The organism is Clostridium sp. 'deep sea' (assembly GCF_014931565.1).
GTDB lineage: Bacteria > Bacillota > UBA994 > PWPR01 > PWPR01.
Map to the genome: position 1 here is coordinate 1,800,434 of NZ_CP063353.1, position 15,831 is coordinate 1,816,264.

The window sequence follows — 15,831 nt, forward strand, 5'->3', positions numbered from 1 at the left end:
TACTTCTGTACAGCCGCTTTTAATAATTACTTTATAATTTTACAAATATTATTAGAGAACTCTACAGGATCACTAATTGGTAAACCCTCTATTAATAAAGCCTGATTATACAATAGGTTGGTATAAACCTCTAGTTTATCATTGTCTTTATCAAAGGCATTTTTTAAGGCTTCAAAAACTTGGTGATTAAGATTAATTTCTAATATTTTATCTGCTTTAATTCCTTGATTATTAGGCATAGTATTTAAGATTTTTTCCATTTCAATAGAGACTTCGCCCTCATTAGCTAAACACACAGGGTGAGTTTTTAATCTTTTAGAGGCTCGTACTTCTTTAACTTTATCTGCTAAAATTTCTTTCATTTTGACAAATAAATCTTTGTTTTCATCGGCTTTAGTATCTTGAGTATCGGTTTCCTCTGTATCAATACCTAAGTCACCACTAGAAACAGATTTAAACTCTTTTTCAGCATGTTCTTTTAAAACTTTTAGGGCAAACTCATCAATATCTTCAGTTAAGTATAAGATTTCGTAACCTTTATCTGCAACAATTTCTGTTTTAGGTAGCTTTTCAATTTTTTCTACACTCTCACCAGCTGCATAATAGATATACTTTTGATCCTCTTTCATACGTGAAACATACTCATTAAGGGTAACCAGTTTTTTCTCTGTAGATGAATAAAACATTAATAAAGACTCAAGTACATCTTTATTGCTACCAAATTTCTCATAAACGCCATATTTTAATTGTCTGCCAAAAGAGTTATAAAACTTTTCATAACTCTCACGGTCATTTTTAAGCATGTTTTCAAGTTCATTTTTTATTTTAGTTTGAATATTTTTAGCAATCCGTTTTAACTGCCTATTATGCTGTAACATTTCACGTGAGATATTTAAAGATAAATCTGCTGAATCAACCATTCCTTTAACAAAGCTAAAGTAGTCTGGTAAAAGGTCTTGGCATTTATTCATTATTAATACACCATTAGAGTATAACTCTAAGCCTTTTTCATACTCCTTGGAGTAATAATCAAAGGGAATTTGCTCTGGTATATATAATATAGCATTATAACTAATCATACCTTCTACACTTATGTGTAAATGCTTTAAAGGTTTATCAAAACCATAACGTTTTTCGGTATAGAAATTTTCGTAATCTTCTTTAGTTAGCTCTTTTTTGTTTTTTCTCCAAATTGGAACCATACTATTAACTGTTTTTTCTTCTACAACTTCTTCGTAATCTTCTTCACTGCCCTCTTTTAATTTATGGCTAGTAGTATCCATTTTAATTGGGTAACGAATAAAATCTGAGTATTTTTTTATTATTGATTTTAATTTGTACTCTTCTAAGTATTCATCATAGTTTTCGTCTTCGGTATTTTGCTTTAAAGTAAGTGTAATTTCGGTACCTGTTGTTGGCTTTTGGCACTCTTCAATTGTATAACCATCAGCACCACTAGACTGCCATTTATAGGCTTCATTATTATCTAAAGCTTTACTTATTACAGTAACATCTTCGGCTACCATAAAGGCTGAGTAAAAGCCTACTCCAAATTGACCAATAATATCAAAGCCATCTTTCATTTCATTTTCTTTTTTAAATGCCAATGAGCCACTTTGAGCAATTGTTCCTAAATTATTCTCTAACTCATCTTTAGTCATACCTATACCAGTATCAATAACTGTTAATGTTCTGTTTTCTTTATTGGCAATTATTTTTATATAATAATCGTCTTTATTAAAAGTTTGAGAACTATCAGCTAAATCTCGGTAGTAGATTTTATCAATGGCATCACTAGAATTGGAGATTAGTTCTCTTAAAAATATTTCTTTGTGGGTGTAGATTGAATTAATCATCATATCTAACAATCTTTTAGATTCGGTTTTAAACGCTTTTTTAACCATTTTGAGTTCTCCTTAAGTATTATAAGTAGTTATTAGCACTCTCGTGCTGCGAGTGCTAATTTATTATACATTATTTTACTTATTTTTGTAAATGATTAATTTTTTATAGTTCCTTTTTTATTCACTATAAACTAAATACTTAATAATTGTCTTTAAACTAAAAACTACATATTTATTATTTTGGTAGCTACATTGTTAGCAAACACCTTCATTGTGTTCTACAAATATTAAGCTTGGCTTTAACAGCAATTAAGCTTGCATGTCATTATTACTCACTAAAAAAAGTGAAAAAAATAAAAGATAACTTACTCTTAATTAGGAAAATATAAATACCTATTATAAGCTACTTATTAAAATATTCGCTCTCTAAAATAGCAAAAAAATATTGGTCAGTCCATTTGTTATTCCAAAACAGCTCTTCTTTAAAGACTGCTTCTTTTCTCATACCTACCTTTTGCATTATAGTGGCTGAACCTACATTGTTAGCATTACACATACCTACTACTTTATGTGTTTTAAGTTGCTCAAAGGCAAACTTGAGTAAACTTTTAGTTGCATCACAGCCAAAGCCCTGTTTTTGATACTGGGGTAAAATGACATAGCCTATTTCATAACTTTTGCGATACTCACTATAAAGCCAAGTATAAGCCACCCCAATTGCTGTTTTGGTATTATCATTTTTTCTACTAATAATAAAATCAAAATTTTTTACTTCTGGCCTCATTCTCTTAATAAATAACTCTCGTGTTTTTTGTTTATCCTCTTTTACATATTCCTCGTAATACCATAAGTCTTTATTGGTCTCAACATCAACTATAAAATCTAAATCTTTAGCTGTTTCTAGTGGTCTTAATATTACTTTTTCGCCTGCTATATTATTTATCAAAAATGAACACCTCCTTATGTTAATATTAAATGATTATTATTTACTTATTATCTTGATATTTTTCTAAGTACATCTCTAAAGGATATAAAATTAAAACAATTACTACTAGTGCGTATAATATAGGTCTAAACTTAGCATGAATACTAAAGGCATAGACCTCTGTTTCTGTAATGTAATTTCCAGCCGCAATATATTTTGTTAAACTACCAATTACTCCAATGATTAAGGTAACAATTTTGTATTTACGTAGTATAACTAGAGATTTTTTAATATTAATATCAATGTTACTTTTAAAATAACATTTTATTATTTTATAAAAATCTTTAACAGTTTTAGTAGCTAACATAAATAAAAATAAGTTTAAAACTACAAACAGAATCTCCTTTAAATCTATAATTATATTTATAGGAACCATACTTGCTATGCATATTATAAAAAAAATAATGTAAATTAAAATGCCCATTTTTTCTCCTACCTATAATTTATTTTAGTGATTTTACTATTATACAACTACCTCTTTTACTCTTTCTCTAAAAATATAGCTTTACCTAGTTCTTTAAATCCACATTTATCATAAAGCTTTTGGGCAGCAATATTATGGGTATATAACCTTATGGATTGGGCCCGTGTTTGTTTTTGTATATCTATGGCTTTACTCATTAGCTTATAAGCAATTTGCCTACGCCTAAACTCTGGTGCGGTCCAAAGCTCGTCAACATACAACACTCCTTTATTCCACTTACCCACTTTTGGCATATAAATGAGTGAAATCCAGCCAATAAGTATATTCTGATATTCGGCCGCAAATACGTAAAAATCGTTATGATTTAGTTCACTATAAGCGTCACCAAAAGTTTTTTTTGCGTTCAGCTCTTTTTCTTCATTTGTTCTTGCACAACCTGTTTGTCGCCAATACACCATGTTATCAAATTTATGATAATTGTTTTTAGTTATTCTTTTTATCTTAATATCTATGCTATTGTTCATTGGATGCCCTCCTGAAAATTACTAATTCGTTATATAATCTAAAAATAAATAGTTTTGCCTTTTTTACGTCATTATAGGATTAATATTATTATAAAACATCTGCCAATTTGTTCGATTTCTTTAATATAAAAGTAGGAATTTCATGCTCTAACTCCCAGGTTATACTTATTGGTTTTGATCCTGCATGAGATACATAGTTTGCTTTGCCTAATAAGTAATAAGGGCTCGTTATACCATTTTCTCTTTTATTTTCTCTAACAAACAATATCACAGTATTTTCATTTTTACGTTGATTAACATATCTCTGACCTGTTGCTGAGGTAATAGATGTTCTGCTTTGTGATTGCCAGTGAAAAAGCTTAGAGCTAATGGCATAATCTTCGTAAAGAGTAGTTTTTGTAAAGTCCTTTTCTGATTTATTGAGGGTTACAAAAAATAAATCTGTGTTTTTTTCTTTAATATATAATACCCCTTCTCTAAAAGGCTTTTGATAGTATTCCGTGTTTACAGCAAAGGCAGTTAAGATTTGCTTTATATTATATTTTGCATATAGCTCAAGTGGACAATTGTATTCTAAGGAAATACTTTTACCAATAAAATCTATTGTATGTTTGTTATATTCAAGCAATTCTATTATCTCATTAAAAATTTCTGAATTATCATTTTTTAGTCTGTAAAGATACTCAACTGTCTTGCCATCTGGTGACTTATTCCAAACAGTATAGTGAAACATTGTTAACATAAGCTTTTCATCTGAATTTAGCGTTTGTAAAGTGTAAACCTTTTGCTTTAAGTAACTCAAAATAAAATCTATAAATTTCTTAGAGTTAATATATAGTACTCTTTGAAACACACTTTTTAAATCATTTTTATCCTTTTGAATTACATTTTGTTTAATGTTTTCTAAAACACCTAGTTCATATAGACTTGATGTTTTATAGATTTGCCAAGATTTTAACTGATAATATTCTAAAAAATTTAAAACCGTTAAAGGAAGATTTGTCTGATGTTTATAGTTCCTAATCAGCCTTCTTAATTTATTTTTATCTACATATATATTTTTTAAGTTTTCAAGAATATAGTCTTTTGCTTTTCTTTCTAATTGTATATAACACCCTTTTGGAAGTGTAGGAAAGTCTTTTTCAACTTCATTCTTTATGCTGTGTGCAGTTTTTCCAATAATACTTCTTATTTTAGAGTTGTAGTCATAGTTACCATTTGCTTGACCCACAAAATCTAAAACAGTTAACACATCTTTATCTTCAGAAATTCTTAATCCTCTTCCTAACTGCTGAATAAATATAGTGGCTGAATCAGTTGGTCTTAAAAATAATACCGTATTTATAGCTGGTATATCTACACCTTCATTGTATATGTCAACTACAAAAATAAATTTCAAATCTCCACTTTTTAGTTTATCTTTAGCTGATTTTCTCTGCTCTTTAGAAGAACTAGAGTCGATGTTTATTGATGGAATATTACATTTATTAAAGTAATAACTCATAAATTTTGCGTGGTCTTGACTTACACAAAAGCCTATGCCTTTAACTTCATTAATGTCATTTATGTATTTATCTAACTGCCTGACTATTAAATCTGCTCTCATATCATTTCCTGTGTACAAATTACTTAATTCACTAGTTTCATATCTACCCCTACTCCAAGTAACAGTATCTAAACTCACACTATCTGTTATACCAAAATAATGAAAAGGGCATAGTAAATTTCTATCTATAGCCTCATGTAATCTAATTTCATATGAAATTCTATCATTAAAATACTTCAAAATATCTATATTATCTGTTCTTTCTGGAGTTGCTGTTAATCCCAGTAAAATTTGTGGACTAAAGTACAACAGTATTTTGTCATATGAAAAAGCAGCACCATGATGGGCTTCGTCGAGAATAATATAATCAAAATAGTTTTCTTCAAATAATAAAAACTTATTATTATAGTTTAGGGTTTGAATTGAAGCAAACAACTGATTATATTGAGTTGGTTTATGCTCACCAATCCAAAGGTCACCAAAGTTATTATCATTTAAAATGGTTCTAAATGTAATTAAACTTTGCTCTAAAATTTCTTTACGATGAGCCAAATATAAAAACCTACAGCTCTTATTTTTTTTATAATACTGCTTAAAATCAAAAGCAGATACAACTGTTTTACCTGTTCCTGTTGCAGCAACTATTAGGTTTTTAAATGATTTATATACTGTTCTTTCTACTTCCAGTTTATCTAAAATTTCTTGTTGATACATATAAGGTTTTATGATAAAAGAGTAATTAATATTATTTTCGGTTTGCTCTTTGCTAAGCGATTTTTTTAATACTCTTACATCATTCTCATTATTACCATCAAAATGTACAAAGTCATTTGCATACCAATATGTTTCAAAAGTAACCCTATACTTATTTATTATTTCGGGTGAAGTATATTCAGAGATTTTTAGATTCCATTCTGTTCCCTCTGATAAAGCTGCTTTTGATATATTTGAAGAACCAATATAGGCTGTACTAAAACCCGATTCTCTGTGAAAATAATAAGCTTTAGCATGTAGTCTGGTTCTTTTAGTATCGTAGGAAATCTTTATTTCGGTATTTGGCAATTCTGATAGTATTTTTATTGCCTTAAAATCAGATGCCCCCATATAAGACGTTGTTATAACTCTCAGTTTTTTATTCTTTGTATGTTCTTTTAAACAATCAATTAATAACCTTAATCCACTATGTTTTATAAATGATACTAATAAATCAACTCTATCAGCAGTTGCAATCTCTTTTCTTAATTCACTAAAAACGGTTGGTTCAGTATACGAACCTGTAAAAAGAGTACTGTTTGCAATTGAGGTCACCGGAAATATTATCTCTTGGTTTTTATTAAAAATCTCTTTTGCAAATATTCCTTTTAGTAATTCAAAATCAGCTACTTGATATTTGTTAAAGCTCTTATCATCAACAAGTATAGATAATTGACTTATTATGTTATTGACAATGTTAATTTGAGTTACAAGATCATCATTTGAACTCTTAAAGTAGTTTAAACCTTTTTTCATTATTAAGTTAAAATAGGTAGTTAATATACTCGCTGAATCTGTATAATCAATTTTGTCTTTTAATACTTCAATATCTTTTTCACTTGTAATAAGAGCAGATATATCTTTATTAATTACTTGCTCATATGCACCTTTTATTAGTTTCATATATTTCTCCATATTTATAAATATAAAATAATATCTCTAATGTTTATATAGACATAATAATATTCTGTATAGTATGGTTATTTCCTTGTATTTTGTGAAATATACAATAATATAAAAATCTAACCAAGGTGTCTCTTCCTTAGTTAGATTTTTAACTCAAAATACAATGATTTAGTTCCCTCTTCTTCAAACTCTTCTATACATTTAAACCCTACTTTTTTTAACATTTTACTTGAGCATATGTTGGCTTTAAATGTAAAGGCACTTATTTTAATTAGGCTGTATTTATCTTTAATTAGTTCTATAAAGTCCCTTAACACCTGTGCCCCTATGCCCTTACCCCAGTAGTTTTTATTAAATATAACTATGCTTAAAAAGCAGTTTTTTGCTACTTGATCAATACCATAACACCAAACATCACCTATGTAACTATTGTTAACATAAATTGTTTTACCAAAGCTTGTGGCATTAGGTAATAATGAATTTTCATATTGCTCTATTGTTTGCTCTAAAGTGATTTTTTGAAATGGAAATAGGATTTGCAAATGTGGATCTTTTGATTCTTGATAAAATTTTTTTACGTGTTGTAATTCTCTATTTTCTAGTGATATTTGATTCATAAACCAACCCCCTAATCAATATAATTTTTACTTTCGATTTTATCTTTGATTTAATATTATTATACTATTATTTACTTATATATTAAAATATGTTTACAAGTCAACTCTAAATTACTTTAAAAAGAAAAAAACACCTAACAGTGTTTACTTTTATTACTTTTTAAGAGCTATAAAATCTAATACCTGTTTATCGAAGTTGTATCTTGGCATAATGTAGCTATAAATTTCTCCAATATTAAAATCTGCAAAATATTTATGTACATCGTCTTTATTAAAATAGCGTTTTAATTTATTAGCAATTAAATAATAATTATCTTCTATTTTTTTACCTACAGAGTTCTTTAGATTCTTCTCTAATTCTTTAAGTGAATTTACTCTACAAATTACTGCTCCATCCTTTATTAAAACCCTTTTAAGTTCTTTTAAAATAGCATGGGTTGTTTTTTCACTAAAATAATGTAAAGATAAGTCACTAATAATAATAGCTACTGACCCATCTTGAAATGGCAATGGCTGTTGCATATCTACTAACTTTACATTGGCTTTTTCCATAAATGTATTTATTCTATTAAGGGCTTCTTGAGAAAAATCGCATGCCAATGTTTTAAACCCTCTTTGAGATAAGTAATAACTATCATTTCCAAAACCACAACCTAAATCTACTATTAGTTTGTGTTTATGCTTTTTTAAAATAAACATGTACTTTTCAAGCCAATCATCTGTTTTAGGGGTTTTTAGTGGTATGTTTTTAAACACTTCATTCCATACTTGTTGTTGGTTTTTCATAGTTACCTCTTTAAATAAATATTAGTTAAACCTTTGCATTATACTTAAACAATGTGTTAGTATTATATTAAACAAATAAACTAATAGTTTGCGTTTACATAAACATATTATCATAAAATATTATAAAAGGAAATGTAATAATGAAAAGCATTTTAAGAGACATACAAAGCTTAAATTATAAAATTGCGATAATACCCATTGAGTGTTTACAGGAGGTAGCGAGAGAAATAAACGAATTAAAAGATAATAATAATATTGGCAAACTTCAAAACTGGATAATTAATGAAATGTACGTTTTAGATTATTCATCTTTAAGCTTTAAACCAAAGTCTATTGTTTTGACTGCCAAAAAACATGACATAAAGCAAATTGTTTTCAATTATCATGGTAAAAAAATTACTGATTATTTAAGTTTATTTAACACTAAGTTAAAAGATTCTTGCACCAAGGTATTTAAAAGTTATGGTTATAAACTAAGCTATAAGTTTTGGTTACCTTCAAAACGTTTAGCAGTGAAAGCGGGCATTTGCGAATATGGTCGCAACAATATAACCTACGTTAAAGGTTGGGGAAGTTTTTTTGAGCACGCTTCATTTTTTAGTGATCTTGAACCCCCTAAAAACTATGTATGGCGAGCTGTAAAAAACATGGATTTATGCCAAAAATGTAAGGCCTGTATAAGTGCTTGCCCTACATCAGCTATTATAAAAGACCGATTTTTAATAAACCCAGATTATTGTATATCAAATTTTAATGAAATGGGCACAGAGCCTTTTCCAGATTTTATTCCTAAAGAGTCACACCTAAGCATAGTAGACTGTTTAATTTGCCAAAAAGCGTGCCCATATAATAAAGCTGTTTTAAAGGCTGTAAATAGTACAGTAGAATTTAATGAAATGGAAACAGAGTTGTTACTTAAAGGTGTACCTATAGATAAACTGCCAACAACCTTAAAAGATAAGGTAGATATACTTAACATGAAATGGTTTTATGAAAGTATACCTAGAAACTTAAAAGCTCTACTATATAATGCAGTGTAAGTTATCTCAATAGCTTATGTTATTCAATAACTATCACTGCTCCGTTTTCTATATCAATCCAATCGTACATAAACTGAGCATGACTTGTAAAGTTACGTACACACATACTTGAGCGAGGAAAGGTACCAATAGTTTGCAGGTATTCTATATGACCGGGGTCTTTTTGCTCACCATTTTCTACTATGTAATTTACAGGCACTCCATGGGTGTAAGCCCCACCGGTAAAGCGTATTGCATAAGGAGCATAACCAGCTATTTCACTTGTGCCTTTTTTTAAGTATTGAAACCTATCTTTTTTTTCGAGTGTTTTATACATACCTAAAGTTGTTACAAATGAATAGTCTGCTTTAACTCCAGTTGTTGCTATTGTATAAGATATAAGATTTAGTTGCTCATTGTCTACTTCAAAGGTAGCTTCGTTTTGCTGACTTCTATCTACAACAATTACTTTTTTGAGCTGTTTTAAACTTTCATTTAAATTAATATACTGTTTTGGCACATAATAATTGCCCTCAAAGGTTGGCACATTAACATAATAAAAATCATTAATCTCCTCTAAAACTCGTACTAAAATACCATCGGGAATATATCTAAAACTACTATTTATATCTGCTTGTAAATAAGCAGGAGCGCTATGGGTATGTCTAAAGCCATACTCGTCTACATTTTCATTATTTATACGAGGTGAAGCGCCATTGTAGTTTTTATAGTTTCGTATAAAATGCAGTTCACCTTCTCTTAGTAATTTTTGCAAATCAGCTACTTCGGCTTGCATTTTATTAAATTGAAATTTACGAGGAGTGCCTTGTGAACTATGAATATAGCCTTCTTTAATTTCATTATTGTTTTCTAGTACTACTCTATACCAAATATTTGAGCCTTCTTGTTGCTCTGCTTGTACTTTTTGTAATAAGGTTATTTTTTCTAGGGTAGCTATTGTTGCTAAAACAGGAGAATTAACTTTGGGTTTTTCTTTTAAACTTGCTTCATCCGCAGTTATTAAAAAATAATCAAAGGCCAAATTATATTGAAAATACTTAATATCATTATTAATATTATTAGGAAGTCTACTTTTATAGTCTTTAAGCACAGTAACTGAGCTACTATTAAATAAGTTGGCAAACAGTTCTATTTTTTTATTTTGACCTACACAGTAAGCTCTATGGGCTTCATTTTGTAATACAATTTGGGTTAGTCTCATATCATCTACTAAGCTATAACCATTTATATCTTCGTCTATTTCTACTTGTTGTTGTTTTGGCACAGAATTAATTTTTCTAAAATAAAAATATCCAGACGTAACTATAACAGCAATAATTAATAATCCTAAAATTAATTTTCTATTCATCTTAACCCTACCTTCTTAATTCTCTTGTTTATTTTTTTCAAGCAGTTACATAATTATGTATTAATACTCAAAAATAAATGTCATGAACTAAGCAACTAGGATTAGTATTAAAAAATAGAGATAAAAAAAAGCATTTAAGAGTTTTGTTGTAGTAGTTATATATAATTTATCATTTTAATAATTAGTTTGAGCACAAAAGAAAAATAACTAAGCTTGTATGATAAATATTGTTATTAAACACAAATATCAACCATTACTCATTTGCATATTCTATCGTAGGCTTTAAACAAAACTAATAGATTTCTCGGAATAGCTTTAAGCCAATCCTTCATACCTAAAATATCAACTTTTCTCCGTAGCTGAGAATCAAATTCTTGATAATTTACTTGAGATAGTATTATTTCTGTTTCTTGTTCTGTAAATTTTATTGGACCTATAATATTGTTAATATAATTTTTATTCATTGGACAAATAATTTGACATTTTAAACAATCATAAATACAGTGATGTGCGGATAGTGGTATCCATTCAGGAAATTCTCGAGGACTTTCATTAAAGTAAGACAAACATTTATCGTTATCAATTAAAAACTTATGTTCCTTAATGGCATTTGTAGGGCAACTATTAATACAAGCTTTGCAATTAGTACAGCTAGGAGATTTTTTAACTATAGTCCAATCGTCTTTTAAACAAGGAACATCACTATAATAAGCCACTAAGGTTAATGAACTACCCATTCCAGCTACATAACAAATATTATTTCTGCCATAAGTGGCTAATCCACTTCGGGCAGCTACCCGTTTATAAGGTAGATTAGGTGCCAGTTTAATATGGTAACCCTGTGGTGAAAGTAAATTAGTTAAGTATTTTTCAGTTTCTATAAAGGCATTTTCATTGTTCATATTAGATATAACTAAGCTTTTTAGTTTATAACTTTTACCTTGGTATATAAACTCAACATTAGCATACATGGGCCTTGGCACTGCTATTATTATAATTGATTGCACATTAAAATCCACTGTAGGTACATCGAAGTTATAAATATTATTGACTATGTATTTTTGGAATTTATTTAGTTTGTTTTGCTCTTTAAATCTATCAATATCTTGCTTTAAATCTTTAAGCCTGTTTACAGCTAGTATGCTCGCTTTGTCACCTTGTTTAATAACCTCTTGTTTTAATAAATTAATCAAATTTACCACCTCATATATAAAAACTAATTATTTTCTGCAATCCATATCTTATAGCTAAAGCATCTGCTAATAAAATATCTCTCTTAGAGTAGGTATTTTTTGCTTGTTGTAATTATACTAGTTCTAAATTGCTTATTCATTACTTCTAATGCAAAAAATAATATAATTTACTATTATTATAAGTTAATAAAAGCAATTTTGTAAACTTCTTAGTTAGTTTACATACAATATTATGTACAAGTTATCGTATAGAAAGGAATGTATACAAATGCCTTTAGTAGATATATATAAAATTAAAGCTAGTGAAACCGTTGATATTACTGGAAGAGAAGAAAATAATATAAGCTTGGCATTAGAATTAAACGGTGGGGCAACTGGTGGAACTGTTTTAGGAACAGTTTCGGATTTACAGGGAAATCCAATTAAAGATGCCACTGTTAAATTATGTTTAACTGATTTATCAACTTTTAAACATTCTAAAACTAATCCAAAAGGAAGTTATTCCTTTAATAATATTCCTGTGGGTTCATACCTTATAACTGCTAAAAAAGATGATTATTTATTACCATCTGCAATTACTGTTTCAGTAAATGCAAATAGAACCTCAACAGTAAATCTAATTTTAGTAAGTGATCCTTATGCAAATTTAAATGTAATATTTGGGATTGTGCATAATAGTCAAGGAAATAAAGCCATTGAAGATGTTTTTGTTCAATTATTTGAGCGTGTTAGTGGTGTTGAAGAGTACAAGGGATATTCTAAAACTAATGATTCAGGTCAATATTTTTTCACTCAACTTAATGATGGAACTTACTATACAAAAGCTTCTAAAGAAGGATTTTTCAGCAACCATTCTGCTGATTTAGAGCTATCAGACAAAGAGTATTCCAAAATAGACTTAACATTAACAGAAGATCCAAACTCTAATACGGGTATAATATGTGGTGTAATTACTGATAAAAGTACTGGTAATGTAATTGCAGATTGTGACGTAGCCTTATATGAAATAGTAGGTGAAGATGAGTATTTAATTAGAGTAATGCATACTAATTTAGAAGGTCAATATTTATTTGGTAGTATTCAGCCTGGACAATATAAAGTAAAAGCAACTCTACAAGTTGAGATATAAACAATGATTAGTAATGTCTATAAAATTGCACACAGCCCTATCATAACTATGCCTTCATTAGGTGAAGCTAGAGTTGACTTACAGCTCGAAAGAATTAATCCTATACCTGTATACATTATTAATATCAAAGGCTGTGTTAGAAGCTACTCAAGACGGTTACCAAGAGCAAGAGTATACTTGTATGATTGTAAAGGCAATAAAGTTTGTAAAGCTATAACAAACTATAAGGGCTATTACCGTATAACTAGTAAGCTGCCTGCTGGCCTATATAAAATATTTGCAACACATTATAAATATAAACGTTCAAAGGTAAAATTTATTAAGGTTACTAAATCAGAAAACATAAAAATTTGTTTCTATTTATGTCGTAGAAAATGGCATGCTCTACGTTGTATATTTTGATTAGAAACATTAGACTAGCTTACACGTGAAGTGGTGGGTTTAATGTCCACCACTTTTGGATGAAGCATGAAAATATTATGGTATTTTTTAATCATACTTTTGTAAAAAATCCTTAACTCGCGGAATATTAACCCTAATATACTCTTTAGGATTATCACTAACGGTTAAGATATAGTTTAAAAAATTAACTCTTCTTGCTGTCATGAGCATCTCTATAATATCTTCATTTATCTTTGGTAAAGACAGTACCTTATTGTAACCTTTTATAAATGATTCTTTTACAAATGAATAGTTTAAATCAGTATTATATTTATAATAAAATAAATGAATTGCTATATCATGAATAGGTAAGGCTAACATTGCTTCTTCAAAATCTAGTAAAAATACTTCTCCATTATGAATTCTAATATTCCAAGGGTTAATATCTCCGTGGATTAATTGAGGTTTACTATTTTGATATAACTTTTTTAACTGGGTATTTAATATGGGTATAACCCTATCCATAATTTGTATGTATTCATCATTAATTATATCACTATACTTTTCTTGTTTATATACCGCTATTTCATCTTGATAATAAAATACCTTATCCCACTTTTTAGGCTTAATATAAGGAGGAATAACAGCTCCGAGGGTGGCTTTATGTAGTTTTGCTGTAATTTCGCCAATCTTAGTAAAAGCATCATAAGACTCTCTGCCTTTATACTCTTCACCAGCTACCCATTTATAAAGAGCTACTCGTTTTAACACAGCCTCTTCTGCATAAGCTATTTGTAAAATACCCCTACCATCTTTAGCTAAAACTATTTCAGGAACTGAAAGATCTGTTTTATCAGCAATTATAGTTAGTAACAACTGCTCAGCTAGGTTATCTTGTAAAGAGCTAGATTCTTCTTGAAAAATTTTTAGAACATATTTTTTTTGATCTTTAGTAATTACTTTATAAAATATATTTGTTGCTTCTGTTAAATAGTCATATGATTCAACGGTTATGTTGTAATAGTTTAAGGCCTTTTCAACAAGGTTCAGATAAGGTTTTGTCATTATACTCACCTCCTTAAAGTAATATTAACACTATTTTACTGCTCACAAATATTTTAAATTATATAGAAACAAACAAGATTATTTTTATTTTAATTTACTTAAGTATTTTAATCTTCTTTAGGGCCTGTAATAATACTGGTATTAAAATAAGCTGAATAATTATACCAGGTAATCCTGTAATAAGGGCCGCTTTAACATACAGTAAAGGGTTCATTTTTATGTTGAACAACAGAACTAAACAATACACTGTTAAACCTGCCATTATTCTACCAACTACCATAGCTATAATAAGAGTTACCATAGTGTTTTGTTTAAATACTTTAGTTAACACAGAAATTGTTATGCCATAACACGATAATTCCACCATCATAATAATTGCTATGGGAAACAATACTGGCATTGATGTTAAAAAACTGCTAAGTAAAGGTGTTAGTAAACCTAAAATAAACGCCAACTGAGGAGCCAAAATATATCCCCCTATGATAATAGGGATATGCATAGGTAAAAAGGTTTGACCAGCTACTCCAAAAACATGAAAAATCATAGGTACCAATATACCTATAGCCAACAAAAGTGATGCGGTTACAAGCTGAGAGGTTGTAGTTCTTTTCATTTAGTTCTCCTGTAGAATCTTTACAGAGATTAAAAACTCTTTTATTTTGCTCATTAAAATTACATAATCAGTATCAGCTACCTTAGAGGATATTTTTTCGATAGGGCATAAATCATCTTGGCTTCTATTTTTAATATAGGGTACCGATTGATTATAAGATAAATTAATTTCATTATTATGTAATATTGTTTCAGCGCTTTTTGATACTATTTCCGAAAACACATCTTGAGTATTTGCGTATACATTTAGCATAGCAGCAGCCCTGCCTATTACTCTATCGGCCACCGAAGCTCCCCCTAATTGCTGATATTTTTCAGTAATTGCCTCATACATAGGGTAAATTCCTTTTTGATTACTTTTGTGAATTACTGAACCATTTTTAACTATACAGATAGTTAAATTTTCTTGATACAATAAATCTTTTGCTATTTCTAAATCAGTTAACTGTTTGTTCATTTTATTCCCCTAACTAAACAATAATACATTTATTATAACAAGATGCTTAAAAAGCTCAACAGTTTTGTTATATAAAAGCAATAATTATACTTTTCAATATCCATGCATTAAATTTTAGAAGTCAATACATGTTTATGTTATACTAATATCAATTAAAAAATGAGGTAAGGTTTATGAAAAAGCTATTTAATAAATTATAACATTGACTTAATGTTAGATTA

The 15,831-nt window shown here is 28.7% G+C and carries 15 protein-coding genes; 3 read left to right on the forward strand and 12 right to left on the reverse strand.

Features of this window, described 5'->3' with window-relative positions; all coding sequences use genetic code 11:
• Positions 1-26: 26 nt before the first annotated feature.
• The 7 genes from htpG to IMX26_RS08435 form a co-directional block, all read right to left on the reverse strand.
• Positions 27-1,904, reverse strand: coding sequence for a molecular chaperone HtpG (gene htpG / locus IMX26_RS08405; RefSeq protein ID WP_195161225.1), 1,878 nt, complete (start codon positions 1,902-1,904; stop codon positions 27-29).
• A 343-nt stretch (positions 1,905-2,247) separates the two neighbouring features.
• A complete protein-coding gene (locus IMX26_RS08410; RefSeq protein ID WP_207729334.1) occupies positions 2,248-2,790 on the reverse strand; it encodes a GNAT family protein in 543 nt (180 codons plus the stop codon).
• 40 nt (positions 2,791-2,830) lie between these two features.
• A complete protein-coding gene (locus tag IMX26_RS08415) occupies positions 2,831-3,253 on the reverse strand; it encodes a hypothetical protein (RefSeq protein WP_195161226.1) in 423 nt (140 codons plus the stop codon).
• A gap of 56 nt (positions 3,254-3,309) precedes the next feature.
• Positions 3,310-3,777, reverse strand: coding sequence for a GNAT family N-acetyltransferase (locus tag IMX26_RS08420; protein WP_195161227.1), 468 nt, complete (start codon positions 3,775-3,777; stop codon positions 3,310-3,312).
• A gap of 88 nt (positions 3,778-3,865) precedes the next feature.
• Positions 3,866-6,979, reverse strand: a complete 3,114-nt coding sequence (locus tag IMX26_RS08425) for a DEAD/DEAH box helicase (RefSeq protein ID WP_195161228.1) — start codon at positions 6,977-6,979, stop codon at positions 3,866-3,868.
• A gap of 143 nt (positions 6,980-7,122) precedes the next feature.
• A complete protein-coding gene (locus tag IMX26_RS08430) occupies positions 7,123-7,599 on the reverse strand; it encodes a GNAT family N-acetyltransferase (RefSeq protein WP_195161229.1) in 477 nt (158 codons plus the stop codon).
• 153 nt (positions 7,600-7,752) lie between these two features.
• The gene (locus tag IMX26_RS08435) at positions 7,753-8,385 is read right to left on the reverse strand and encodes a class I SAM-dependent methyltransferase (RefSeq protein WP_195161230.1); all 633 of its coding nucleotides are present in this window, start codon (positions 8,383-8,385) and stop codon (positions 7,753-7,755) included.
• A gap of 140 nt (positions 8,386-8,525) precedes the next feature.
• Here IMX26_RS08435 and IMX26_RS08440 point away from each other — a divergent pair, with 140 nt between their 5' ends.
• A complete protein-coding gene (locus IMX26_RS08440) occupies positions 8,526-9,425 on the forward strand; it encodes a 4Fe-4S double cluster binding domain-containing protein (protein WP_195161231.1) in 900 nt (299 codons plus the stop codon).
• A gap of 19 nt (positions 9,426-9,444) precedes the next feature.
• Here IMX26_RS08440 and IMX26_RS08445 read toward each other — a convergent pair whose 3' ends face one another.
• Together IMX26_RS08445 and IMX26_RS08450 are read right to left on the reverse strand one after the other, a co-directional pair.
• The gene (locus IMX26_RS08445) at positions 9,445-10,773 is read right to left on the reverse strand and encodes a L,D-transpeptidase family protein (protein ID WP_195161232.1); all 1,329 of its coding nucleotides are present in this window, start codon (positions 10,771-10,773) and stop codon (positions 9,445-9,447) included.
• 257 nt (positions 10,774-11,030) lie between these two features.
• Entirely contained in the window at positions 11,031-11,966 is a 936-nt protein-coding gene (locus IMX26_RS08450; RefSeq protein WP_195161233.1) for a 4Fe-4S double cluster binding domain-containing protein, read from the reverse strand.
• 268 nt (positions 11,967-12,234) lie between these two features.
• On the opposite strand from IMX26_RS08450, the gene IMX26_RS08455 reads away from it, so the two are divergent.
• Entirely contained in the window at positions 12,235-13,095 is an 861-nt protein-coding gene (locus IMX26_RS08455) for a carboxypeptidase-like regulatory domain-containing protein (protein ID WP_195161234.1), read from the forward strand.
• 3 nt (positions 13,096-13,098) lie between these two features.
• Positions 13,099-13,497: a carboxypeptidase-like regulatory domain-containing protein gene (locus IMX26_RS08460; protein ID WP_195161235.1), complete on the forward strand. Its 399-nt coding sequence runs from the start codon at positions 13,099-13,101 to the stop codon at positions 13,495-13,497.
• An 87-nt stretch (positions 13,498-13,584) separates the two neighbouring features.
• Here IMX26_RS08460 and IMX26_RS08465 read toward each other — a convergent pair whose 3' ends face one another.
• The 3 genes from IMX26_RS08465 to IMX26_RS08475 all read right to left on the reverse strand — a co-directional run bounded on the left by IMX26_RS08465 (position 13,585) and on the right by IMX26_RS08475 (position 15,610).
• Positions 13,585-14,541, reverse strand: a complete 957-nt coding sequence (locus IMX26_RS08465) for a phosphotransferase (protein WP_195161236.1) — start codon at positions 14,539-14,541, stop codon at positions 13,585-13,587.
• A gap of 94 nt (positions 14,542-14,635) precedes the next feature.
• A complete protein-coding gene (locus IMX26_RS08470) occupies positions 14,636-15,154 on the reverse strand; it encodes an ECF transporter S component (RefSeq protein ID WP_195161237.1) in 519 nt (172 codons plus the stop codon).
• Positions 15,155-15,610: a DUF1893 domain-containing protein gene (locus IMX26_RS08475; protein WP_195161238.1), complete on the reverse strand. Its 456-nt coding sequence runs from the start codon at positions 15,608-15,610 to the stop codon at positions 15,155-15,157.
• Positions 15,611-15,831: the final 221 nt, after the last annotated feature.

Bases quoted from the DNA above. Each gene is read 5' to 3' on its own strand.
- IMX26_RS08420 (WP_195161227.1), bottom strand. From the start codon at position 3,777: ATGAACAATAGCATAGATATTAAGATAAAAAGAATAACTAAAAACAAT.
- IMX26_RS08455 (WP_195161234.1), top strand. From the start codon at position 12,235: ATGCCTTTAGTAGATATATATAAAATTAAAGCTAGTGAAACCGTTGAT.
- IMX26_RS08470 (WP_195161237.1), bottom strand. From the start codon at position 15,154: ATGAAAAGAACTACAACCTCTCAGCTTGTAACCGCATCACTTTTGTTG.
- IMX26_RS08425 (WP_195161228.1), bottom strand. From the start codon at position 6,979: ATGAAACTAATAAAAGGTGCATATGAGCAAGTAATTAATAAAGATATA.
- IMX26_RS08445 (WP_195161232.1), bottom strand. From the start codon at position 10,773: ATGAATAGAAAATTAATTTTAGGATTATTAATTATTGCTGTTATAGTT.
- IMX26_RS08435 (WP_195161230.1), bottom strand. From the start codon at position 8,385: ATGAAAAACCAACAACAAGTATGGAATGAAGTGTTTAAAAACATACCA.
- IMX26_RS08460 (WP_195161235.1), top strand. From the start codon at position 13,099: ATGATTAGTAATGTCTATAAAATTGCACACAGCCCTATCATAACTATG.
- IMX26_RS08430 (WP_195161229.1), bottom strand. From the start codon at position 7,599: ATGAATCAAATATCACTAGAAAATAGAGAATTACAACACGTAAAAAAA.
- IMX26_RS08475 (WP_195161238.1), bottom strand. From the start codon at position 15,610: ATGAACAAACAGTTAACTGATTTAGAAATAGCAAAAGATTTATTGTAT.
- IMX26_RS08465 (WP_195161236.1), bottom strand. From the start codon at position 14,541: ATGACAAAACCTTATCTGAACCTTGTTGAAAAGGCCTTAAACTATTAC.
- IMX26_RS08415 (WP_195161226.1), bottom strand. From the start codon at position 3,253: ATGGGCATTTTAATTTACATTATTTTTTTTATAATATGCATAGCAAGT.
- IMX26_RS08440 (WP_195161231.1), top strand. From the start codon at position 8,526: ATGAAAAGCATTTTAAGAGACATACAAAGCTTAAATTATAAAATTGCG.
- htpG (WP_195161225.1), bottom strand. From the start codon at position 1,904: ATGGTTAAAAAAGCGTTTAAAACCGAATCTAAAAGATTGTTAGATATG.